Here is a 22,656-nt window from a genome sequence, read left to right as displayed (position 1 = left end):
TTGCCCTGGGTAGGGAGTGGTTTGAGTTTGGCTTAGAGGGCGACAGCGAAAGAATCCAATCCACCGAACGCCATTCAGCAGCAACCGCCAACCCCCTAACACTCCCTGCGATACAGTGAAAGTAACCCAACACAAAAACGCTCACTACAGGAGGAGTAACCTTGGTTCAGACCCCAATTCAGACCCTCAGCGAGGCCCAAGAATGGGACCTCAGCGACCTCTATCAAGGCTTTGATGACCCCCAACTCGAGGATGACTTACAGGAGTTAGACCGCCGCGCCCAAGCCTTTCGCAGCCACTATCGTGGCAAGTTAGCCGATTGTAGCCCTTCCGAGGTGGCGATCGCCCTGCAAGACCTCGAAGCCATTCACCAGAAATCCGGCTATCTCTACGCCTTCCCCTCCCTCAAATTCTCCGCCGACACCCGCGACAGCCAGGCGCAACAGTTTGAGGATAAGGTCATGGAAGCCCTCACCCAGATTGAAAACCAACTGCTCTTTTTCGAGTTGGAACTCCAGGCCCTCAACGAGTCTCAATTCGCCCAACTGCAAGACGCAGACGCTCTGAGCAATTATTGCCATTATTTACAGCGAATTGCCGAGTTTCGCCCCCACTGTCTCCCCGAAGCCGTCGAACAAACCCGCAATCAAGATGTTCTCACCGGACGGGAGGCCTTTATCAAACTGCGTTCGGTACATCTCGGGGAACAAGACTATGACCCCGTCACTATCCCCGAGGGCAAAACCGTCGACAGTGAAGCAGAACTAAGTTCCCTGCTATTCCAAGGAGATGCCGAAACGCGCCTCAACGCCTATCAGTCCGTGCGTCGCGTCCTCAAGCACCATAACTCCCTCTACGGCTATATCCTCAACACCGTCTCCCAAGACCGACGGATTGAAAGTCAGATGCGAGGCTATCCCTCCACCCTGCATCAACAACTGCTCATCGACGAAGTCTCCGAACCGGTGTTTCGAGCCATCATGGAGGGGATGAAGTCACGCTATGACCTCTTCCAGCGTTATTATCGCCTCAAGGGCCAGGCCCTCAACCGCAAGATTCGCATTTGTGACACCTACGCACCCTGGACTACAGACCCCACCCCTCCCATCGACTATCAAACTGGCGTCACCACCCTCCTCGATGCCTTAGAACAGTTTGATGTTAACTATGCACGACGGGCCGAGGAGTTTTTCTTAAATAACTGGGTCGATGCCAAAGTTCGCCCCGGAAAACGCGGGGGCGCCTTCTGTGCCTACTTCCACGGGAAACACAGCTATTTGTTACTCTCCTACACCGAGGACTATAGTTCCCTGTTCACGCTGGCCCATGAGATGGGCCATGGCTTGCATTTTGATTGGATTGACCGCAAACAGTCCTATTTCAATAGCAACCCGCCTCTGGTCTTGGCGGAAGTGGCCTCGACGTTTAATGAGTTGCTGTTATTAGACCGTCTCCTAGACCAAGCTGGGGATGATGCGGCCTTGCGTCAGGCGTTGATTACCCGTCAGTTGGAAGACCAACTCAGTTTGTTGTTCCGCCAAAGTACCATCAGCCGCCTGGAGTTAGACATTCATGAACGGGCCCAACAGGGAAGCTTTGACGCCAGCTTTGTCAACGAAGCTTGGATGAACCTCTATGGGGAACTCTGCGGTGATGCGGTAGACCTGTTAGAGGAGCATCAATACGATTGGGCCCGCATCGGTCACATTTTCTTCAAACCCTTTTATTGCTACCAATACACCGCTTCAACCTTGGTCAGTCTCGCCTGTTATCAGAAATATCTGGAGGTGGGGCCTGAGTTTGTCCCTGGCTATCTGGAACTCTTGGCCTCAGGGAGTCAGTGGAATCAGGTTGAGGCGTTACGTCACTTTGTAGATGTGGATTTAGAGGATGAGACTACGATTCATAACGCCCTCTTGTATGTGGAGGGGTTAGTCAATCAACTCGAAGCCACTCTTTAGGGGTCAGAGGCGGGGAGACCGATTACTGCTCTGGTCTCCCCCTGCACGATGACACTCTTAAAAGGGGCAATTTTCGCTCAGTCAATCTAAAAAAATATCCTCTACAAATTGTTTTTTTGTAACTTAGGCTACAGACAGTTTAATAAAAACTTAATCGAGTTAGGACTTCCGAAAAATAATTATCGGTAATCAGTCTGTTTAAATATATAAATAGAAGAGGGCGAAGCATTTGCGAGATAGGGTTGAGTGAGATTGAACGAACACAAATGCATCGCCGTTTCAGAAGACTCCGAGGCTCTGACCCTTAGTAGGCAAGGGTTGAGAGGGTTTCTCGAAGATACTCACAGACTTGTTTATCAATGCTGTTTTGCTCCAGGGAACGGCGCTGCTGCTGCTCTAGTTTCCAACTTTGAAATCCAGAACTCGCGGCGATCGCCACTTTTAAATGGTTCCAAACCGGCTCAGTCTGATGGTCCTGAGTCGCGGCGGCGGCGGGGTTTGTGTCAGTGAATGCAGAACTTGGCATATCGCACCTCTATGTGAGTTAGCTTGTGGTTTGCTGCTATTAATTCAGTCTAACACTCTTGCCTAGGTTCCTGCCAAAAGCAGCCATAAAACAAGAGGGGAGCGCGTTTGCACTCCCCCCTAACTGGCCTAGCAACCGGATTTAGGAAATCCAATTAACGAGAGGCCAAGGTCCGACGTTTCGAGGTCATACGATAGCAATAGACGATATCGCCTTCTTGCCAATCGGAGAAGCGATCAATGCCTAGACCGCACTCATAGCCAGACTTAACGTCCCGGACATCTTCGCGCATCCGACGCAGGGAATCGAGGACATTCTCATGAACGACCTTGTCATTGCGTAAGATACGCACCTTCGCGTTCCGCACCAGTTGTCCCGAGAGGACATAACAACCGGCCACTTGACCCCGTCCCGAAGGGAAGATGGCGCGAACTTGGGCCTGTCCGAGTTCTTCTTCCACCATCTCGGGGTCGAGCAGACCTTCCATAGCCCCTTGAATATCATCCAAGAGGTTATAGATGACGCTGTAATCCCGGACATCGACACCTTCGCGTTCAGCGGCTTGACGAGCGCCACTGGCGAGGGTGGTGTTGAAGCCCAGAATCACCGCATCGGAAGCAGCGGCCAGGTCAATATCCGTTTCGGCGATTTCACCGGGAGCGGCATAGAGAACCCGTAATTGGACCTCATCTTGGGGTAACTGTTCAAGAGACCCGAGAATCGCCTCCAATGACCCCTGTACATCGGTTTTGAGAACCAGGTTAAGTTCCTTGAGTTCCCCTTCGCTGGCGCGAGCCGAGAGGCTGCTGAGGGTGACCCGGCGCGAGGCCATGGTCTGTTGTAGGCGAGACTGACGGAATTCATCCTTACGGCGGTCCGCTTCACTGCGCGCTTCTTTCTCGTTGGTGAAGACTTCAAACTCATCCCCGGCTTCTGGGACATCGTTCATCCCCAGTACTTCCACCGCAAAGGAGGGTTTGGCTGCATCCACTCGGTTACCGCGATCGTCGATCATGGCCCGCACTTTAGCAAACACGGAGCCTGCCACGAGGGTATCGCCGACGCGCAGGGTTCCATTTTGCACCAGGAGGGTGGCCACAGAACCGCGAGCTTTGTCCAAGTGGGCCTCGATGACCGTTCCTCGGGCAGGGCGATCGGGATTGGCGGAGAGTTCCTCCACTTCCGAGACGAGAATGATCATCTCGAGTAAGGTATCGAGATTGTCACCAGTAATGGCACTCACGGGAACCATAACCGTGTCGCCACCCCATTCTTCAGGAACTAAGCCATGTTCCATCAGTTCTTGTTTGACGCGATCGGGGTTAGCCTGTTCTTTGTCCATTTTGTTGACGGCCACCACTAAGGGCACTCCCGCCGCTCTGGCGTGACTGATAGCCTCAATGGTTTGGGGTTGTACCCCATCATCGGCCGCCACCACCAAAATGGCGATGTCCGTGACCCGCGCGCCTCGGGCCCGCATTGCCGTAAAGGCTTCGTGACCAGGAGTGTCCAGGAAGACGATCTGGTGCATCACCCCTTCATGTTCCACATCGACGTGATAGGCGCCGGTGTGCTGGGTAATGCCCCCAGCCTCGCCCTGAGCCACTTTAGTTTTGCGAATCGAGTCGAGGAGGGTAGTTTTCCCATGGTCAACGTGACCCATAATGGTCACGACCGGCGGACGACGTTGCAGACTATCTAAGTCCGTCGCGTCGATCATGTCGGTAACCTTGCGGGCTTCCTGTTCTTTTTCAGGGGTTTCGACCAAGACATCGAGTTCCTCGGCCACCATGGTCGCCGTGGGCACGTCGAGGGTTTGGGTGACGTTCACCGCAATTCCCTGCATAAACAGGCGTTTGACGATTTCCGTTTCGGGGACTAGGAGCAGATCTGCCAATTCGCGAACCGTGAGGTTGTCGCGGATTTCCACGAGTTCGGGTCGTTCGACTTTGTTGGCCCGTTCGCGGCGATCGCGACGGTTGCGACTTGAGGAGGAGGACCCTCCACCACTGTCACCACTACCCCGTTGTTGGGGAGCGGGTTTACGGCGCTGTTGAGTCGAGGGACGGCTCTCGGATTTGGATTTCGTGGCCTTGGGAGGCCGAGCAATGGACAGACTCACTTCCATCGCATCGTTGCTATCCGTATTCAGATCCGCCTCGAAGTCCTCATCATCATCATCAATGGGACGGACACGCCGCTTGGGCTTGTTGGCTTTGTTGGCCGCTTCCAGGCTTTCCACCGGATCTTCTTCGGTGGTGCGACGTTTCTTGGTTTTAGCTTTACGAGGTAACTTCGGCCGTTTGAGAGTCAGTTGCTCCGTATCGTCGGTATCGTCTTCGGGTTCAACGGCTAATGGCTCATTCTCTGGGGGTTCGGGTTCGACTTCCTCGGTTTTAGCATTGAGACGTACCAGCTCAGGGGGCCGTTTGAGTTTGGGCACAGGGCGCTTCGGCTCTGGCCGTGAGGGAGACCCCGCACTAACGGGTTCCTGTTCATCCCGCGCCGCCGGACGGCTGGGTTTCTGGGGACTACTGCTAACCGGACGAGGGCTGTCTACATCCTTGTCCTTGGTTGGGGCTGGGGTACGAGGTGCTGAACTGGGCTTATCTTTGGCGATCGTGGGCCGTTCAACGGTGGGTTTGTCCCGCCCTTTATGTTTCTTCGCCCGAGGCTGGGGCCGGGGCGGCGGGCCGATGAGTTGAGGAACCTCCTCTGGTTTCGTCTCTGGCTCTGCTTTAGACTCGGCTTCTGTGGTTTTCGCTTCACTAACCGGATTCACGGGTGCCGAGTCAATGTCATCGCGACTATCATCACGAGTATCATCGTGACTTGGGGCTTGTGGAGAGACCGGTGTTTCAGGGCTAGTCGCCTCCACCGGAGTACTGTTAGGAGGTTGGGGTTTAGCGGGAGAAGGAGATTTAGGTCGCACAGGCTTGTCAACCAATTCGGGTGAGTCCAGGTTGGAGGAAGTGCTGTCAGAGTTGGCACGGTTGTCCCCGGTCATGTCAGGGTCACTTCCTTGAACAGCAGGTTTCGCGTTAGGCGATCGATGTTCAATCTTCAAGATTTTGTGTTTCGTTCGATGGGTATTTGGGCCAGACCCGGATGGACGGGCGGGTTCAGAAACTGCCGGCGCATTTTCTGCTTCTTGGCGGATGCGGGCGGCATCAGCTTCAGTAATTGTACTGCTGTGGCTCTTGTAAGCAATGTCAAGTTGATCGCAAAATGCTAGAACCTGTTTGTTGTCAACGTTTAGTTCCCGAGATAAGTCGTACAGTCTCACTTTGCCGTTGTTCATCCAATCTATCCTCGTGATGTGTCTATATCATTTGCGCATTGTCCCTGGCGAATGGTGGATTCGTCGTATCAATAGCAGCGCTAGGTGTTAACCGTTCGGTGGTCATTCTGAGCAAGACGCTGCCACAAGCTATCGTAGACCGATGGCGGTACAGGTGCTCTAAGGGTGCGTCCGAGTCGGTTCTTTTTTTGGGCGGTTTTTAGACAGTCGGCTTGGGGACAGATGTAGGCCGACCGCCCCATCCCTCGATCTAATTGTAGCTGATGGGATGGATGGACTCGGACGATGCGCCAGAAGGCAGCCTTATGGGCCACCTTGCCACAACTGATACACCGTCGAATGTTAGGTTTCATCCTTCGCGAGTATTAAATTTTTCAGGAAATTCTGAGGCGATCGCCTCTTCGTCCTGAGAGGGGTCGGCTTGGGCCTGTGGCTCGTCCTCCTGAGGCATCTCTGCATCTGGCTCTAAGTCCAGTTCCTCGCTGACGAGAGATCCGCTCAAGCTTGCCTCAGCCGCCATGTCTGGCTCTGAGTCGAGATCTGGGGCAGTGTCTGGGAGATCCTCAGACTCCGCCGCCGCGTCGATCGCCTCAGAGGGGGCCGAGTCTGTGATGGGGGTAACCTCTGGATCGGGCTCCGGCTCAGCCAGTTGTTGCTGTTCCAAATCAGCCAGGTATTTAGCGGTGTCTTTGATGTCAATCTTCCAGCCAGTTAAACGAGCCGCTAGACGAACGTTTTGGCCTTCTTTACCAATGGCTAAACTCAGTTGGTTATCGGGTACAAGCACATGAGCTTGTCGCGCTTCAGCATCCACCAGGCGAACTTCGTCAACCCGAGCGGGGGAGAGGGCATTGGCGATGTAGGTGGCGGGGTCAGGAGACCAACGAATCACGTCAATTTTTTCGCCACGCAATTCGTTAACGACTACCTGAATCCGCGATCCCCGAGCACCAATGCAGGCTCCGACCGGGTCCACATCTCGTTCTAGGGTGTCGACGGCGATTTTCGTCCGGGGGCCGACGTAGCGTCCGGGGGGATTGGCTTCTCGGGCCACGGCGACGATGCGGACGATTTCGTCTTCGATTTCGGGGACTTCGTTTTCAAAGAGATAAACCACTAAGCCGGCATCGGCGCGGGAAACTTGCAACTGGGGACCGCGATGTGGACCGTCGCAAACTCGCTTCAGCAGCACTTTAAAGGTGGCGTTGGCCCGGTAGTTGTCGTTGGGGAGTTGCTCGCGCTTGGGCAGTTCGGCGTCAACTTCCTGGTGGCCAAAGCCACTGCTGACGGCCACGATGACGGAATGACGCTCAAAGCGCAAGACTCTGGCTTGGAGGATTTCGCCTTCGAGGTCTAGGAATTCTTCTTGGATGAGTTTGCGCTGTTGATCTCGTAGTTTTTGGGCGAGAACTTGTTTGGTTTGGATGGCGGCCATGCGTCCAAAGTCATCCCGTTCTGGGGTGACATCGAGGACGACGGTATCGCCAAGTTGCGCTTCAGCGGCGACTTCTAAGACCTCGTTGAGGGAAATTTCGCGATCGCTGATGCTGACGTTCTCGACAATGGCTTTGGTGGCCAAGACGCGGAATCCTTCTTCTTCGACGTCGAGTTCGACTTCAAAGTTCTCAAAGTAGTCGTCGTCAAATTGGGCGCCATCAGCTTCATTTCCACCGGCTTTCGCGAGACGTTGGGTGCGGCGATAGCGTTCATAGCCTTTAAGGAGGGCTTCCCGGAGTGCTGCTTGAACAGCGGGTTTGGGTAAGTTCCGTTCTTGGCTAATGTTATCGATCATTTCTGCCAATCCGGGCAGGCTGACCATAGACATTCTGTTTCACTCTCCTGATAAACGTTCGACTGAGTCGTGGACAATAGGGATCTGAGGGACGATTCCCTCGGGGTTTGCCGGATGGGTCGCCGGACAAACGGTCTGATGGGGGGTGGGGTGTGGCTTCGGGTTAGTTCAGTTGCACGTTGACCACCAGGGAACGGGGAATGGCGATCGCCTTTCCTTTACAACTAAGACGAATATTCTCGTCGTTGCGCTCGATTAGATGACCCGTCCAATGAGTTTGACCTTTATAGGGCTGTTCGGTCGTAATGCTGACGGAAAAGCCTTTAAAGGCGATGAAGTCGCGATCGCTGCTCAAGATATCTGATAGTCCAGGACTGGAGACTTCTAAGATATAAGCATCGGGTATGGAGTCGCTGGCATCGAGCACCGCTTCGAGGGCGCGACTCATGGCTTCACAATCGTTGAGGCTCGTCTCATCCTTAGGGTTACGAATATCAATCCGTAACACAGGAGGGCGCTGGTTGGTTTGGAAGACCGCAGCGACGACGTCGAATCCCAGATCTTGGGCGACTGGGGTAGCTAGGTCTAAGATTTGAGGAATCAGCGGATGGGTCATAAGCCAAATAGCAACAAAAAAAGTGGGCGCATACCCACTTCACCAGATCGGCTGGACAAGTTGACTCCCCTGGACTATCAGAGGTCTCTGCAATGTGGAGTTTCCATGAAACCCCCTAGAGGCGTGATATTCACAGGTGTTTGAGTAGTTGTGCTACTCACAGCCACAAGCCAGAATTCGTTTAGCTGGTTGATCTTCTCAGGCAGAGTGTCTAACCATTGGCACTGCCTGCTTAGGATGATAATAGCATAAGACTGCTGGGGAGCGAGTTGGCCTTACGGTTTCCCCGCCCATGAACCTGGCCTACCCAACGGGCCGTTCTTAGGTTGCTCTCGGGCTGTCGGCTGGCGGTTTCTAGAAATTGCAAGTCACTGCCGTTGAGATAAGCCTCATTAAAGTTAGCGTGAGTGAGTTGAGCCTGTTCGAGTTGGCTATCGATTAAGCGCGCCCCCGATAGGTTGGCCCAGCTTAAATCGGCCCCTCGCAGGTCAGCTCCTCGTAGATTAGCCCCTCGCAGGTCAGCTCCTCGTAGATTGGCCCCTTGTAGGGTTGCTCCCCGCAAATTCGCCCCTTGCAGGTTCGCCCCACTCAGTTGAGCCTGGGAAAAGTTGGCGTTGACGGCGAAGATGCCGCAGAGTTCAGCTTTAGTACAATCAACGGCGATCGCCTGACAGTCACTGAGTTTGCTATAGTTGAGCTTGGCCCAGTTCAAACGGGCCTGGTTTAGGATGGACTTAGTCAGAAAGGCCCGTTGCAAATTTGCGCCGATCAAATTTGCCTGGCTCAGATTTACGGCAATCAGGGTCACGCGAACTAGGTTGGCTCCGGGGAGGTCAACACCCTGAAATTGGGTTGTTCCCGCTTCATATCGTCTCAAAAGATGACTGACATTCATGGCGATGTTTCTCACACTCTCAGAACCCGAAAGCTCCCAGTTACACATCTTATCGGCACTTCTAAAGAAAACCTAAAGATTGCAACAATTAGTCAAAACCCGAAACCTAAATTCACATTTGGTGGCTCGCAGACTCAGCTAGGCTGGGGGGCATGGTCACAATGGTTTCGGTGAGAAACAGGGAACGCCATGTTTTTAGTCCTGACACGAGTCCTACTCTGGTTACTCGTTCTCATTATCTTCTTCTATGTCTTTTTCAGGATTGTTCCCAAGGCCTACTTCACCTTTCTAGGTGGCTTATTGTTGGCCGTGTTCGTGATCTTGTTATTCGTCGATCCCACTGATCGCACGGCCACAACGGCCTGGGGCATTCTCTCGTTACCCTTTAAACCCCTGGGGATTGTTTGGCTGCTGCTGGCCCAAGCTTTGCGAGGCTTCAAAAGTGGGGTCATCAGTAAAGCTGCCCAGAATGAGATTCGCAGTGCCTTTATCTTGCTGTGGCTGTTTAGCACTCCCTTTCTCTGGCAATGGATTTACCACAACTCCGTTGAACGGCAGGTCTCGGTTTTAGCTCGTATAACCCAAGGACAAACAGCGGAAACCCTCGTGTTATTAGCTCATGACACAACGGAGCCACAGGTGGAGGGGCGATCGCAATTGCAATTGGGCGATCGCGGCAACCTGATTCTCTATACCAATCAACTCTACCAAGCCGGGGGCATCACCCGTATTATCGTCAGCGGTGGCAATCCCCTGCGGTTTCCCCCCCCAGATCCCGACTCAGACGACCCGGCCCGTTCCACCAACGAAGCCGAACTCGCCGCCGAACTCCTACGCCGTCTCGGGATTCCCAGCACCAGTATTTTGGTTGACAATACCTCCCCCAATCTACGCCAGAGCGTCTTAGGGGTACGAGAGCTGCTGGCCGACAATAACATCGACTCCCCCATTATTTTGGTGAGCCGAGCCTTATCGATGTATCGCAGTGCCAGTTCCTTTGTGCAAGGGGGAATGGCAGTGATTCCTCGTCCTACGGATTATGTGGCGTTTGTCGACCCAGATCAGACGCAAGATCCCGTCTTCACCCTAGAGGCGATGATGCCGAGTTACCAGGGTCTGACCCTAGCGACCCAACTCACAGACGAATACCTACTCACCATCTACTACTTTCTCCGGGGTTGGCTCTCGCCCACGGAACTGACCTGTTTAGAATGTCAACTGGCCGCCTCCCGTCCCGAATTTACTTTTTCTGAGCCGCTTCTCGCAACTGACGCGTTTCCTCAATAATCGCCTCGAAGTCCTCAATATCCTCGATCTCCTCCCGGCGGAAATAGTTAATCTTCATCTCTTCTAGGAAATCTGAGAGTAAGATCTGAATTTCGCTGGCATTATCCGGTTTGCCAATTTCTTGGCGCATCACTTTCGTGAAGTTCTCAAGCATGTGATTGAACAGTTCCGCTCCCACGGGGTCTTCAACCATGCCTTTGAGGAGATTATGAAACTCATTCGTGCCACGGCTAATGATCTCCCGCGCGAGTTGTTCCGGTTGATCCTTCATCCCCGGCAGATTTTGTAAATTGTGATAGAGGGGCATATCCTTGATGCCATTGGTAAAGCTATGAAGCAGCAGGGCTTCTAAATCTGGCTTAATTTCCGGGAAGACCTCATACAAACTCATCCGCACCAGTTGCTGAGATAACACTTCCATTTCATTGCGATTGTTGAGGACAATATACTCTTGTCCTGACCCATTAATTAAATTGATCACACCATCATTTTCAATGGCATCCTGCATACGATCAATGACTCGAACCACCACCGTTTCCGTGATTTCACCCGCTAAGGCAGCGACCAACCCTTGATTGATTTTACGACGCAGGGGCTTGAGGTCTACTAACTTGGAGTCATCTAACCGAAAGCTTAGGGGAATAAGGCGCGACAGGGCCAAGATGGGAAAGCCCAGACCTGAGAAGGGAATCAGGAATAACACATCATACCAACGTAGCAGCCAGGCCTCGCGCCAGGGAATGTTAATCCGCCGCGCAATTGTCCAAGTTCGGGCTAAGAACTCTAAGCCGAAAATCAAGATAAACCAACCATCGATCATCCAAAAGCGATCCGTAAAGGTGCCTCGAATGCTAATCGAACGAAAATAGTTCATCTCGATGTGAGGACGAATTTGCGAGTCGAAGAAGTCCATTTCTCGCCCCCACGAGGCTGAAGTGAGGTGCTCTTGACTCCAAAATTCCCGAAAGGCGTCTTTCGCCGATTCCTCATCGAGGCGATCGCGCATCCGGTTTTTAATCCGTTCGAGATCCCCGGTTTTGTCCGCCAGTTGAAAGGGGTTCTCGTCCACCATCATGTCACTGCGATCGCCAAGTTCCTCCAACAGCGGCACCACCTCATCGGACTGAATCCCAGTAGCGGCCACTTGTTCCATCAGCTCATCGACGGTATCAAGATACTGTTCCGTATCTCGATGGGGTTCGATTCCCTTAACGGGGTCATACCCTTGATGTAACGCCTCAGGGCCATAGCGGTAGTAAAAGTCCCGCCAGGAGATATAACTCAGATCGAATAGCACCAGGCCCACATCTAACACGGCAATCAGGGCCATCAGTTTTTCAAACCAGAGGGAACGGTGCTGTTTCAGTTTATGCTTTTTACGCTGGCGAGGTTTCATAGGGCGGAAATGGAGCAAGGGGCATCAAGAGGACAGACAAGCTGAAAACGATATCAGACTAGACAAGGCGCGAGACGGCTACGGGAGCGTTGAACCAATAGTAACGTCAGCCAGAGCATCCTCAGTCATCTTGATGGAGTGTAGAAGGATTGCGCCAAACAGTCCAGGCTGTCCGCACGCCGGTGCCCAAACTGCGACTGGTTCCTCGCAGCCAGTTGGCCCCTTTCTGGACCTCAGTGACGCTTTGATTGACTTGTTCAACCACATCTGAGGCATTTTTGACGCTAGAACTGACATCCTCGGAGAGTTCCCCCAGTTCTAACCCCGTTAAACGCAGCGCATCTAGAGTTGGAGGTAAGTCTCGGGATAGAGTATCTGCCAGTTTTTCCACACTGCGGGCCGCTCGTTGCAGTTCGCCAACTGCCGGCAGTAAGGCAATCAATACCGTCACCAGGCTGGTGGCGACGAGGCCAACGGATAATCCTAACCAAAAAATAGGGTCACTCACGGGGCTGTGTTATGCGATCGGTCACAGAATTGGAGGGAGTTTCAGCGGAATCAGCCCGGTTTAGGCGTTCCTGTTCGAGTTGAGAGGCCACCACGCCAGCGGCGATCGCCTCCCGTAGTCGTTTGAGGGTAGCATCCCAGTTACGTAAACTGCTTTCCGAGAGGCGATCGGCTTGTAACTGCACATTTGAGGAGATGTCTTCAGCTAACTCAGGCATAGCCTGTAGGGATTTATTCAAGACACGCCGAGTCTCTTTCCCAGATTTGGGGGCCAAGAGAACGCCGCTGATGGCACCGATGGCAGTGCCGATGAGCAGTCCTCCGACAAAGCTACTGCTACGATTGTTCGACATAATCACACGAGGGTATCAGGGTTGGCTCTGGATTCATTGTGACATTGAACCGGAGGTTCTGACGGCAGGGGCGATCGGGGTCCCCACAGGCGTTGTGAGCGCCCAAACACCGTCTATAGTTCCCGTTCTAAGATTCCGAATGGGGATCCTTTAGACTATCAATCAGGCGCCGTCGTACGGAGTTTTGACGTTCCTGTTGATGTTGCAAGCGTACAATTTTTAGCCAAGTCTGCCAAGCTCGGCGATTCAATACGGCGGGAAAAGCAATACGCACACTCGTACAGACTTTCCCTTGTCGCAAGGCTGCCCAGCTCCAACGTAAGTGGAGATAATGTTGTAAAATTTTCAAATCTGGGATGTCAGATTGATATTTTTTTTGCAAAATATCATAAATATCTTCAAGCAACATGGCGTTGGCATTGGCTTGTTGATACAAGGGAATCTTGCGAATATTCCAGCGGGATGAGAAATGATAAGAAATTGGAGATTGCAATAGTTTCACAATTGCACTACGTCCAAGAATCCAGCTTGTTTTCCATTGGCGCTTCTTGAATTCCACCCAACTTTGTTGGAGCTGCAAACTGTAGCGACTGGCTTCTAGTTTGACTGGATGAGATGCTGATTTTTTAAGATTGGAAAACAACGGTTCGCTCGGCAAGCGAAAGGGATGCTCTCTAAACCAACCCGGACGAGAAAGCCAGGGACTTTGACGAAAAATAATAGCTCGAACTAACAGCTCCCAAGCCGGAAAACAAAACATGGATAATGATAAGATTGGCAGAACCTCTTTGAACTGCTTTTGCTTGAAGGCAACCGCTGCCCAATGAAGACGCAAATACGAAATAACATGGTTGAGTTTTGGGATATTTTCCTGATATTGCGGGGAAACACAATCATAAATTTTTTTCTTCATTAAGATATTGGTTTCCAGTCGCTTCCGTAAAGAAAGCTTTTGATTCAAGGCTCCATCCCACATGGTTCGGTAGGCGAGGCATTTATTTAGGAAAATTGCATCTCCTAACTGGGAGATTTTAATCCAAGAGTCAATATCGTCACAGTTTCCATCAAATTGAGAGTCCCATCCCCCAACCTCTAAGAATGCCGATCGCTTAAACGCCACCTGCACTGGGGTTCCAAACGGAACAATCTCTAGGAGCATTCCATAATGAATATCTTCCTGGGGAATCACAAAGGCCTTCCCGGGGCCGGCACGAGGAGTGCGATGGAGGGGGTGACCCTCTGGCGTCACTTGATCGGCCTGACAAGAACAAATCACGGCGCTAGGATTTTTTTGGATGGCATGCCACATCTGCCGTATACAGTTTGGGTGGAGGTAGTCATCATCATCGAGGGGTTTAATCCAGTCTCCTGAAGCCCATTTCACACCGGCATTCATACTGGCAGAATGTCCAGAGTTGCTGGCATTGCGATGATAAATCAGACGACTGTTGCCTTCGGCCATTAACTGTTGCTGCAAATTTTCGACATAGGCTTGGGTCTCATCACTAGAGCAGTCATCAATCACCACGACTTCGCAAGGATAAGATTGTGCCAAACTTGTCTCGATGGCTCGTTTAAGAAAGGCTAACCGGTTATAGGTTGTGATGACGATGCTAAATTGCATTGGTTATGGCAGTGAACGGTGAGTTAAGAGGGGTCAAAACCAAGCCGCGACGTCTCAGAAGCAAGGATTCCCCATTTGGCATGTGGGCTGGCTTTGGGGGGGGACATAGGGACTTAATGACAGTGAGTCGTGGAAAAATCGGGGTGGCCAGACTAAACCCAGATGTCTTAATTGTAGATGCTGCTGTCACCGACTGGGTAAAACCCCACACCCCCAAAATTAACTTTTATGCTACGCAACTGGTTTGGGACCCGATAGGTTCTCCTCACATTGGCTAGGAAATGCCGCCTCGGTAGAGTCGCCTAAGTGGATTCACTTAAGACCCCTCAGGGGCATCACACTCCTCTCATTATTGTGCGTCCAACGTAGGTCGCAAAGCGTCCGGACACTTGGGCAAATGTCAGATCTCCGGCCAGAAGTCGAGCCGCTACTTCTGTTCCATCTGGACGCTGAACAACATGGGTAAAACACCAGTGAGGAAAGCGATAGAAAAAGCTAGCTAGGAGTCGTGCGGCATCAAAGTTCAACGCCACCTCTTGATGGAGACGCCGACTGTACTGATGGGCCTGGCCACTGGCGATCGCCTCAGCGGCAATCACCCCGCTTTTAATCCCATGCAAGATGCCATCCCCGAAAAAGGGATTCACTAATCCAGCGGCATCTCCTACCAATAAAACTTGTCCCTTAGACGTCTGTCGAGGTTCCCGGCCCTGCCAAAGAGGTAGAGGATGAGCGTATAGGGGGTAGGACTCACGCTGGGGATTGAGCTGGAACTTGGAGCAATAGCCCTCGATCACCTGTTCCAACTCCTGACGCAGGCGGCGGAAGTTCCCCTGTTTGCCCCGAGGGGGATAAAACACCCCCGCACCAATATTGAGGCTGTCCCCCTTGGGAAAAATCCAACCATAGCCGCGAGAGACGGCCCCATAGTCCAGGTGGGCAACATCTGGACGTAGATGGGGATGACGAGCGTCCCAATCATGGGGAAGTTCCGTTTCTAGGGCAAAGGCTAAACGTTGCCGCGATCGCAGGTTGACGGCCTTGGCCACCACCCCATTGGCCCCATCGGCACCAATCAGATAACGCGATCGCCCCCTCCAGGTGGTTTGGCGAGAGGCCCCTAAATTCGAGGCCTGCACCGTCACCCCCTGCTCATCGAGCTGGAGCGATCGCACCACCAAACCATCGCAAACCGTCACCCCCGCCGCTTCAGCTTGCCGCACTAAGGCATTATCAAACTGAGGTCGCTGAACCATCCACAAATCCAGGGAAGACCCCTTCGCCTCCCCCTCCGGGGCCTGGCGACAGACAGACCCAAGATGGCCCTGTTCAAACTTCCAGGTGTGATAGAGATGGCGAACTGACGTTTCCACCACCCCCTCAGGAATGCCCCCAGGTAGCCACTGGCCCACCCGCAAGGGCATTCCCCCACCACAAGGCTTATGACGGGGCAGACGCTGCTTCTCAATCAGCGCCACCCGTAACCCCGCCTGAGCCGCTTTGAGAGCAGCCGTGGCCCCCGAGGGACCCCCCCCACAGACAATCAGGTCATAGCTTAATGACATATTGAGTTCACTCCCCTTAAAACGGTGATAGCCCGAAAAACGTATTCAACGTATTTGCGGTTGCGCATTTTAACCAAATTCAGCGCTGTATTCCCTAAAAACCTCCCCAGAGTTTCCAGAGGAGTTCCCTCGCGCTTTTTCAATGCAAGCCCTCTTCATGGCATTGGTTATCCTAGTATTAGTCGATCCATTTGCAGGGTGCTCCTCAAGGGTTCAAAGACGGTCGACTTGCATTTTCTGACGATTTCTGGGAAGATTTCGCTAGAATAAAAGCGTTAGCGTTAGATACATGCGGTAACCCCCATGACCCTATCACTTAGACCTTGCAAACCTCTATTAAGCTGAGAGATCCATGGTTTTTTCAGTAATGGCTCTTCCCCTGTCACCGACGAGTGGGCGTGGCCAAGGGACAATCAGTTTTGCTTCGACGCTTTATCTGTGTCCGATTCTTGACCTTCTTCTCAGTGAAATTCCTCCTGACCTAGAACCCGAAATTCGTCTAGGCCTCCAAGAAGCACTCGTCAATGCAGCGACTCACGGTAATCAGCTCGATACCCAAAAAACCATCGCCGTTCGCTTCTGGGCGAGTAACGATGTCTATTGGTGGACTATCTGTGATCAAGGAGCTGAGCCTTGTGGACAATGTTGCTGTGAACGCATCAATCATGACTTGCCGGAGGATAGCTCAGAATGCGGACGGGGCTTTTACATCCTCCGGCAGATTTTTGATCGGGTGGAATGGTATCCCCATCAACGAGAACTGCACCTCGGAAAATGTATCCCGAAAACACGCCGTCGCAGTCACGACTAACGGCGATCGCCATGTTGCGGACAAGGCGGAGCAGAAATAGAGCGATTGAGCCACCCCACAGCGTACTCAAGGCGAGGGAGAGCCTCTTCGGGATGATTCTTCAGTAAAAAGACTAAAGCGGCTGCCAGTTGCTCCTGGGCGCGTACAGAGCGGTTGGACTTGAGACGATGCCAATCCCGTTCTGGAATCGCTAGGCGTTCCGCTAAAGCCTGAGCCAGTTCTAGGGTGTCCAACTCATCAAGAGTCGGGCTTGGGGTCTGACGGGATGTCGGTGATGAAGAGACAGTCATAATCAATAGGAAACGCAAAGGGTCGTTAACTCCTATTTTGACACGTTCAATCCGCTTGGCAACCACAGCCATGTCCCAATCGTTCCAGAAATGGGTCAATTTTTGATAGCGTGAATGACAGATCTGATTTCCCCATACCCCCATGCCTTCCCATCGCGATCGCCCCCCCGAACCGTCCCCTCCGAACAGTCAGCCTGACGCCGCTGAGCCAGAAATCGAGCAAGACTTACAGGAGCTAGAAACCGCCCTAGACCAATTCAAACGCCGCTATGCGCAAGTCAAAGGCGATCGCCAACAGCAACAAACCCTGCAACAGCAACTGCAACAGATTCAGCAACAACTGCAAGACCTAGAACTCCGTCTAGAGAGTCAACTCTTCTCCTGGCGGGAGTTACGAGAACCCTTTTGGCAGGCCCTGCGCTTCCTAGGCTTAGGCATTGTTGTAGGCTGGATATTAAAATCATGTGCCAGTTGACAGACGCCGCCACCGCTTAAGCTATGGAACACCGCAAAATTCTGGATATTCTACGCCACGGTCATCCCGACGAGACTGTCATTGTTCGGGGTTGGATTCGCACCAAACGGGATCTCAAAAACTTTAGCTTTATCGAACTCAACGATGGCTCTGCCCTGGCCAACCTACAAATTGTCATCGCTCCAGAGGTCGCCGGTCCAGATCTCCTCAAACACCTCAACACCGGAGCCTCCGTTGAAGTCCAAGGAACCCTGGTGGACTCCCCCGCCAAAGGACAACGCCTGGAACTGCACGCCCAACAGATTCATCTCTACGGCGGCGTCGACAGCGAAACCTATCCCCTTCAGAAAAAACGTCACTCCTTTGAATTTCTGCGAACCATCGCCCACCTGCGATCGCGCACCAACACCCTCGGCGCCGTCTTCCGGGTTCGCAACAGTGCCGCCAACGCCGTCCATCAATTCTTCCAAGAGCGAGGCTTCCTCTGGATGCACACCCCCATTCTCACCAGTAGCGATTGCGAAGGGGCCGGTGAACTGTTTAACGTCACCCAACTCGATCTAGCCAACATTCCCAAAACCGAAGACCAAACCGTCGATTACCGACAAGACTTTTTCGGCAAACCCGCCTATCTCACCGTCAGCGGTCAACTCGAAGCCGAAGTCATGGCCATGGCCTTCAGCAACGTCTACACCTTCGGCCCCACCTTCCGCGCCGAAAACTCCAACACCTCACGCCACCTGGCAGAATTTTGGATGATTGAGCCGGAAATGGCCTTCTGTGACCTCAAGGGGGACATGGATCTAGCCGAAGACTTTCTTAAATTTATCGTCAACGCCGTCCTCACCACCTGTCCCGAAGACCTCGACTTTTTCAACCAACGCATCGATAAAACCGTCCTGGCCCGTGCCGAAGCCATTATCCATAATGACTTTGAGCGGCTGACCTACAGCGAGGCGATCGCCCGACTTGAACAGTCTAACCAATCCTTTGAATTTCCCGTTGAATGGGGGATCGACTTACAATCAGAACATGAACGTTACCTCACCGAGCAGCTCATCGGCAAACCGGTGATTCTCTATGACTACCCCATTGGCATCAAAGCCTTTTATATGCGCGCCAATGACGATGGGCGAACCGTCGCTGCCATGGATGTCCTAGCTCCGCAAATCGGCGAAATTATCGGCGGTTCTCAGCGTGAAGAACGTCTGGATCTCCTCCAGCAACGTCTCCAAGCTAGCGGACTAGACGAACAAGACTACTGGTGGTATCTCGACTTACGACGTTATGGAACCGTTCCCCATGCTGGATTCGGACTAGGCTTTGAGCGTCTGGTGCAATTTATTACCGGGATGAGTAACATTCGCGATGTTATCCCCTTTCCCCGAGCGCCGATGAGCATTGATTTCTAAAGGGCCCTCATCCCGCCCCCACGGATGGCCTGTGTCCCCACAGCCGCAACCTCTCAACTGTCAACTGTTCACAGCAACCATGACTGGTAATTCTCCCCCTCAGACCGGTAATACTGGGTTACGTATCACCCGCACAGTGACGCATCCCCGTAAAGCCATCAAGCATCTTGTCAGTAAACAAGTCTCTGGGTGTCTCACCGTTGGCGATCCCCAGGATCCACAGGTCAGTTGGCAGGTATTTCTCAGAGCCGGTCAACTCACCTATGCCACCAGCGTAACGGGCAAAACCGAACGCCTACAATGTTTAGTTCGCACCATTCAACCCAACCTGGCCAAACTCGAATTTAGTGACAGCGAGAATGAATATCCCCAACTCTGCCGTTGGTGGCATGGCCAAGGATTGCCCATGTCCAAACTGCGTCAGTTACTGATGCGCTTGAGTTTGGAGGCCTTGGTTCATGTCTTGGCACTGCCTGCGACGGAAATTGAGTTTTCCAAAGGGTCTAAAATCGATCCGGTGTTAATGGAAACCCCCTTGTCGGACATTCCCGCCCCCCTATGGCAAATGGCCCTGCAATGGCAACAATGGCGCAAACAACTACCATCTCCCTTTGTGCGTCTCTATCTTCCGGATCAAGAACAGGTGCGTTTTCGGGCCGGATGTCATCGCAATCCCCTTCCGGTACGCTCGGCCCATGAGCCAGATCAACTGATTCAAGCCACCGCCAGTATTTTTCGTAAGCGGCTTTCCCTCTATCAGATTTCTAACTTACTTAAGGTGTCGGTCCAAACCCTTGTAGCCTGGGTGCAACCCTTTCTCAATGAGGGGATTCTTGTCACCCAAATTGACGATCCCCCGGCGGCCAGTACAGCGCCCCCCAGCAAAGCCGCCGAGGCTCCAGCGCCGAGTAAACCTGAAGTTCGCCCCCTGATTGCCTGTATTGATGATAGTAAAACGATTCAAAAACAGGTGCGGGGGATTCTTTCATTATCGGGATATGAGGTGTTAGGAATTACGGAACCCGCTCAAGCCCTAACCGCCTTAGTTCGACAGAAACCGGCGGCGATTTTAATGGATGTGAATATGCCCGATATTGACGGTTATGAACTCTGTAGTATGTTGCGGCAATCCCGTCAACTGCGGGAGATTCCCATTATTATGCTCACCGGGCGAGATGGCATTCTCGATCGCATTCGGGCCAAGACCTTGGGGGTGAATTTCTACCTTACCAAGCCCTTTCATCCAGAACATTTGGTAGAATCGATTGGTAAAGTGTTACAAAACAACCCCGTCGATGTCTAAGGGGAACCCATGGAACGAGACTACTTTAAAATTCGAGTTTCAGGAGAGGTGCGGGTCGCCTTGCCCTTAGATTCTATTGATGCAGCGTTGCAAATTGATCGACAATTGATTTGTCCCATTCCGGGAGTCATCCCCAGTTTATTGGGGGTTATCAATCGCCAGGGGATTTTAACCTGGGTGTTAGATACCAGTCAATTTTTAGAACTGCCCTCGTTACGCTCCTCGCAACGGTTAAATTTACCCGGTCAGGCGGTGAAGGCTTTGTTATTAACCCGTGACCGCGGCCAAGGGGAATCGATGACTGAAACCTCCCAGACTGACGATGGGGAGTTCCAGACGCATCGCGATCGCCCCCATGGACGAGGAATCAACCGACAACGGCAAACTGTGGCCTGTGTAGCATCGGACCTCGAAGGAGTCTTTACTGCCTCGCGATCGCATCCGGTGACGCAACGGCTTAAACCCAGACTACAACCGCTCTTGTCCCAAGTAGTCTATGACGGTCGCGATGGGGTTGCCGTCTTAGATCCCCAAGCCTTGTTAGATGCCCTACAAGGACAGCCCGTATCCCGGCGTCGCTCAACAACTACCGCCCCTGTAGGGGCGAAGGATGTTTCGCCCCTACATCGGTCGTAATCATGGCTCAACCCTACTCTGACCTCAGCCCCAACATGGACCCAGATACCGTCAGCTCCACCCATTCCCTGGACTTGCTGGATTTGTTATTGAAAGCCAATCAATTTGAGCAAAACGGGGAAATTGATCGCGCACGGGAGCTGTACCAGCAGATTATTGACCAAGATCATGATGGCGTTTGGGGACAAAGTGCGCGCAAAGCCCTAGGGGACAGCCCTCACGGGGAGGAACCCGCCGATACTCAGTTTGGGGAACATAATCCCCTCTCAACCCCACTGACGATCTCCCCGGTGACCAGCAGCAGTGCAACCCCCATGCCGCCACCAGCGCGTCCCCAGCGACGGGGACTCTCCCTGGGGCTAAAACTCAAACTCATGGCGATCGCCGCCGCCCTCATTCCCCTCGCCACCGCCGGATTAGCCAGTCTCTGGTTCTCTCCAGGCCCCCAAGATCCTCTCGGTCCCCCTCTCGATCCTCCCCCAGAGGACTTGCCCTTAGATCGGCAACTCGAAGAACAGCTAGAGAGTCCTCGTTTGCCCTCAAGTCGTCCCAGCCTAATCATTTGGCTGCTGGCCAGTGGTAGCGCCCTGGTGACCCTGGCCTTGATCTTGCCCCGGTTCCATCGTTGGGGACAGCAATTAGGGGCGATCGCCGACTATAGCGAAGCGGTGAACCAAGAGGACCCCCTGGCCCGCCTAGATATCACCCCCAGCGGCAATGAAATTGGCATCATTGCCCAACAAATCCGGGAGATGATCGATCGCCTCACCTATCAAGGAGACCGACTCAAACAAGTCGAACGACAGCGCGATCGCGAGAACTACCAACAGCAACAACAGAAACAACGGCTGCAACAACAGGCCATGGATCTCCTAGAACGGCTCGAAGCCACCCGTCGCGGCGACCTCACCGGCCGAGCCAACCTCAGCGATGGAGCCATCGGGGCGATCGCCGACGCCTATAATGCCACCCTCGCTGCCCTACGTCGCAGCATCAGCCAAATTAGCCAGGTGAGCGATCGCCTTCAGGAACAGGGCCAAACCAGTCATCAGGCCGCCCAGGATCTCCTCGGAGACGTCGAACACCAATGCCACGATCTCGACAACGTCCGCTTAGACGTGCAGGCCCTGAGTCAGCGCCTGAGCCAACTGAGCCAGAGTCACCAGGACATCAAGACCCTGGCCCAACAGATTAGCCAAACCGTCGCCGAGGGTAGCCAAGAGCGTTCCGACGCCGTCACCAGTATTGATGCCCTCCGCAGTACCGTTGCCAACAGTTCCAAAAAAGCCAAACGTCTGGCAGAGTCCGCCCAGGAAGTCTCACAAATCCTGACCGTTGTCTTTGGGATTTCGGAGCGGGCCAATCTACTGGCCTTTAACGCCGCCATCGAGGCCGCCCGGGCCGGCGAGCGAGGCGCAGGATTTCGTCAAGTTGCCGATGATGTCCGAGGCTTGGCCGTGCAAATTGGCGAATCGACCGCTGATATTGAACAGCTCATCAATGGCATTCAGCAGGAAACCGCCGAAGTGCTAGATGTCCTAGAAGCGGGAACCAGCAATGTCGTCAATAGCACCCGCTGTGTGCAACATACCCAAACCCGCCTCCAACAGGTCATTGACCTCTCCCGCACCATCGAAACGGCCTTAGAACAAGGGTTAAACACCGAAGACCCCCATCTGGATAGTTCTGAAACCATTACCCCCGTGATGGAAGCCATCTATAGCCAGTCCCTAAGCACCCTTGAGGAGGCAGGCCAGGTGGATCGGCATCTCCAGCAACTGGTTCAAGATATTGAGATCCTCAAGTCTGCCATGGCAAAATTTCAAATTGAGTCGTCCTAGGTCCCTGGCTCATGACAATCCGGGGGCCCTATCCCTATCCCGAAATCCCCCTAGGACTGATACCC

General features: G+C 53.1%; 20 protein-coding genes. 8 read left to right on the top strand and 12 right to left on the bottom strand.

The annotated features are described in order from the left end of the window. Window positions 1-161 precede the first annotated feature (161 nt). The gene (locus L855_RS14845) at window positions 162-1,961 is read left to right on the top strand and encodes a M3 family oligoendopeptidase (RefSeq protein WP_159789292.1); all 1,800 of its coding nucleotides are present in this window, start codon (window positions 162-164) and stop codon (window positions 1,959-1,961) included. 304 nt (window positions 1,962-2,265) lie between these two features. Here the strand turns inward: L855_RS14845 and L855_RS14840 are convergent, their stop codons facing one another. The 6 genes from L855_RS14840 to L855_RS14815 form a co-directional block, all read right to left on the bottom strand. Beyond that, complete coding sequence (locus L855_RS14840; RefSeq protein ID WP_159789290.1) at window positions 2,266-2,487, bottom strand: hypothetical protein; 222 nt, start codon at window positions 2,485-2,487, stop codon at window positions 2,266-2,268. 154 nt (window positions 2,488-2,641) lie between these two features. Further along, window positions 2,642-5,788, bottom strand: coding sequence for a translation initiation factor IF-2 (infB, locus tag L855_RS14835; protein WP_159789288.1), 3,147 nt, complete (start codon window positions 5,786-5,788; stop codon window positions 2,642-2,644). A gap of 80 nt (window positions 5,789-5,868) precedes the next feature. Continuing rightward, complete coding sequence (locus tag L855_RS14830; RefSeq protein WP_159789286.1) at window positions 5,869-6,141, bottom strand: YlxR family protein; 273 nt, start codon at window positions 6,139-6,141, stop codon at window positions 5,869-5,871. Next, window positions 6,138-7,613, bottom strand: coding sequence for a transcription termination factor NusA (gene nusA, locus L855_RS14825; RefSeq protein ID WP_159789284.1), 1,476 nt, complete (start codon window positions 7,611-7,613; stop codon window positions 6,138-6,140). The genes L855_RS14830 and nusA overlap by 4 nt, the downstream gene beginning before the upstream one ends. 130 nt (window positions 7,614-7,743) lie before the next feature. Continuing rightward, entirely contained in the window at window positions 7,744-8,196 is a 453-nt protein-coding gene (rimP, locus tag L855_RS14820) for a ribosome maturation factor RimP (protein ID WP_159789282.1), read from the bottom strand. A gap of 232 nt (window positions 8,197-8,428) precedes the next feature. Further along, window positions 8,429-9,091 carry a pentapeptide repeat-containing protein gene (locus tag L855_RS14815; protein ID WP_159789280.1) on the bottom strand — a complete coding sequence of 221 codons (663 nt, stop codon included), beginning with the start codon at window positions 9,089-9,091 and terminating at the stop codon, window positions 8,429-8,431. Between the two features lie 189 nt (window positions 9,092-9,280). On the opposite strand from L855_RS14815, the gene L855_RS14810 reads away from it, so the two are divergent. Continuing rightward, window positions 9,281-10,378 (top strand): YdcF family protein, encoded by a 1,098-nt coding sequence (locus L855_RS14810; protein ID WP_159789278.1) that lies wholly within the window; start codon window positions 9,281-9,283, stop codon window positions 10,376-10,378. On the opposite strand, the gene L855_RS14805 is transcribed toward L855_RS14810, so the two are convergent. The 5 genes from L855_RS14805 to L855_RS14785 all read right to left on the bottom strand — a co-directional run bounded on the left by L855_RS14805 (window position 10,332) and on the right by L855_RS14785 (window position 15,823). Next, a complete protein-coding gene (locus tag L855_RS14805; protein ID WP_159789275.1) occupies window positions 10,332-11,774 on the bottom strand; it encodes a hypothetical protein in 1,443 nt (480 codons plus the stop codon). The genes L855_RS14810 and L855_RS14805 overlap by 47 nt on opposite strands. 121 nt (window positions 11,775-11,895) lie before the next feature. Continuing rightward, window positions 11,896-12,282, bottom strand: coding sequence for a DUF948 domain-containing protein (locus L855_RS14800; protein ID WP_159789273.1), 387 nt, complete (start codon window positions 12,280-12,282; stop codon window positions 11,896-11,898). After that, entirely contained in the window at window positions 12,275-12,634 is a 360-nt protein-coding gene (locus L855_RS14795; RefSeq protein WP_159789271.1) for a YtxH domain-containing protein, read from the bottom strand. Before L855_RS14795 ends, L855_RS14800 begins: the two co-directional genes overlap by 8 nt. Window positions 12,635-12,761: 127 nt before the next feature. Next, on the bottom strand, window positions 12,762-14,258 hold the full coding sequence (locus L855_RS14790) for a glycosyltransferase family 2 protein (protein WP_159789269.1): 1,497 nt from the start codon (window positions 14,256-14,258) through the stop codon (window positions 12,762-12,764). A gap of 335 nt (window positions 14,259-14,593) precedes the next feature. Next, the gene (locus L855_RS14785) at window positions 14,594-15,823 is read right to left on the bottom strand and encodes a geranylgeranyl reductase family protein (protein ID WP_159789267.1); all 1,230 of its coding nucleotides are present in this window, start codon (window positions 15,821-15,823) and stop codon (window positions 14,594-14,596) included. A gap of 352 nt (window positions 15,824-16,175) precedes the next feature. On the opposite strand from L855_RS14785, the gene L855_RS14780 reads away from it, so the two are divergent. Next, window positions 16,176-16,634 carry an ATP-binding protein gene (locus L855_RS14780; protein WP_159789265.1) on the top strand — a complete coding sequence of 153 codons (459 nt, stop codon included), beginning with the start codon at window positions 16,176-16,178 and terminating at the stop codon, window positions 16,632-16,634. Here the strand turns inward: L855_RS14780 and L855_RS14775 are convergent. Continuing rightward, window positions 16,631-16,924 (bottom strand): DUF6439 family protein, encoded by a 294-nt coding sequence (locus L855_RS14775; protein ID WP_159789263.1) that lies wholly within the window; start codon window positions 16,922-16,924, stop codon window positions 16,631-16,633. The two genes, L855_RS14780 and L855_RS14775, sit on opposite strands and share 4 nt — an antisense overlap. 142 nt (window positions 16,925-17,066) lie before the next feature. On the opposite strand from L855_RS14775, the gene L855_RS14770 reads away from it, so the two are divergent. From L855_RS14770 to L855_RS14750, 5 genes are all read left to right on the top strand, one after another. Then, complete coding sequence (locus L855_RS14770; protein ID WP_159789261.1) at window positions 17,067-17,399, top strand: sll0565 family protein; 333 nt, start codon at window positions 17,067-17,069, stop codon at window positions 17,397-17,399. A 23-nt stretch (window positions 17,400-17,422) separates the two neighbouring features. After that, complete coding sequence (gene asnS, locus L855_RS14765; protein ID WP_159789259.1) at window positions 17,423-18,811, top strand: asparagine--tRNA ligase; 1,389 nt, start codon at window positions 17,423-17,425, stop codon at window positions 18,809-18,811. Between the two features lie 79 nt (window positions 18,812-18,890). Beyond that, on the top strand, window positions 18,891-20,114 hold the full coding sequence (locus L855_RS14760) for a response regulator (protein ID WP_159789257.1): 1,224 nt from the start codon (window positions 18,891-18,893) through the stop codon (window positions 20,112-20,114). A 9-nt stretch (window positions 20,115-20,123) separates the two neighbouring features. Continuing rightward, the gene (locus tag L855_RS14755; RefSeq protein ID WP_159789255.1) at window positions 20,124-20,750 is read left to right on the top strand and encodes a chemotaxis protein CheW; all 627 of its coding nucleotides are present in this window, start codon (window positions 20,124-20,126) and stop codon (window positions 20,748-20,750) included. A 2-nt stretch (window positions 20,751-20,752) separates the two neighbouring features. After that, window positions 20,753-22,591 (top strand): methyl-accepting chemotaxis protein, encoded by a 1,839-nt coding sequence (locus L855_RS14750; RefSeq protein WP_159789253.1) that lies wholly within the window; start codon window positions 20,753-20,755, stop codon window positions 22,589-22,591. Window positions 22,592-22,656: the final 65 nt, after the last annotated feature.

Source organism: Sodalinema gerasimenkoae IPPAS B-353 (assembly GCF_009846485.1).
Taxonomy (GTDB): domain Bacteria; phylum Cyanobacteriota; class Cyanobacteriia; order Cyanobacteriales; family Geitlerinemataceae; genus Sodalinema; species Sodalinema gerasimenkoae.
This window is presented reverse-complemented; position numbering and strand designations above follow the sequence as displayed.

Bases quoted from the DNA above. Each gene is read 5' to 3' on its own strand.
- L855_RS14755 (WP_159789255.1), top strand. From the start codon at position 20,124: ATGGAACGAGACTACTTTAAAATTCGAGTTTCAGGAGAGGTGCGGGTC.
- L855_RS14775 (WP_159789263.1), bottom strand. From the start codon at position 16,924: ATGACTGTCTCTTCATCACCGACATCCCGTCAGACCCCAAGCCCGACT.
- L855_RS14840 (WP_159789290.1), bottom strand. From the start codon at position 2,487: ATGCCAAGTTCTGCATTCACTGACACAAACCCCGCCGCCGCCGCGACT.
- L855_RS14815 (WP_159789280.1), bottom strand. From the start codon at position 9,091: ATGAATGTCAGTCATCTTTTGAGACGATATGAAGCGGGAACAACCCAA.
- asnS (WP_159789259.1), top strand. From the start codon at position 17,423: ATGGAACACCGCAAAATTCTGGATATTCTACGCCACGGTCATCCCGAC.
- L855_RS14770 (WP_159789261.1), top strand. From the start codon at position 17,067: ATGCCTTCCCATCGCGATCGCCCCCCCGAACCGTCCCCTCCGAACAGT.
- L855_RS14795 (WP_159789271.1), bottom strand. From the start codon at position 12,634: ATGTCGAACAATCGTAGCAGTAGCTTTGTCGGAGGACTGCTCATCGGC.
- nusA (WP_159789284.1), bottom strand. From the start codon at position 7,613: ATGTCTATGGTCAGCCTGCCCGGATTGGCAGAAATGATCGATAACATT.
- L855_RS14750 (WP_159789253.1), top strand. From the start codon at position 20,753: ATGGCTCAACCCTACTCTGACCTCAGCCCCAACATGGACCCAGATACC.
- L855_RS14790 (WP_159789269.1), bottom strand. From the start codon at position 14,258: ATGCAATTTAGCATCGTCATCACAACCTATAACCGGTTAGCCTTTCTT.
- L855_RS14785 (WP_159789267.1), bottom strand. From the start codon at position 15,823: ATGTCATTAAGCTATGACCTGATTGTCTGTGGGGGGGGTCCCTCGGGG.
- L855_RS14780 (WP_159789265.1), top strand. From the start codon at position 16,176: ATGGTTTTTTCAGTAATGGCTCTTCCCCTGTCACCGACGAGTGGGCGT.
- L855_RS14805 (WP_159789275.1), bottom strand. From the start codon at position 11,774: ATGAAACCTCGCCAGCGTAAAAAGCATAAACTGAAACAGCACCGTTCC.
- infB (WP_159789288.1), bottom strand. From the start codon at position 5,788: ATGAACAACGGCAAAGTGAGACTGTACGACTTATCTCGGGAACTAAAC.
- L855_RS14830 (WP_159789286.1), bottom strand. From the start codon at position 6,141: ATGAAACCTAACATTCGACGGTGTATCAGTTGTGGCAAGGTGGCCCAT.
- L855_RS14810 (WP_159789278.1), top strand. From the start codon at position 9,281: ATGTTTTTAGTCCTGACACGAGTCCTACTCTGGTTACTCGTTCTCATT.
- rimP (WP_159789282.1), bottom strand. From the start codon at position 8,196: ATGACCCATCCGCTGATTCCTCAAATCTTAGACCTAGCTACCCCAGTC.
- L855_RS14760 (WP_159789257.1), top strand. From the start codon at position 18,891: ATGACTGGTAATTCTCCCCCTCAGACCGGTAATACTGGGTTACGTATC.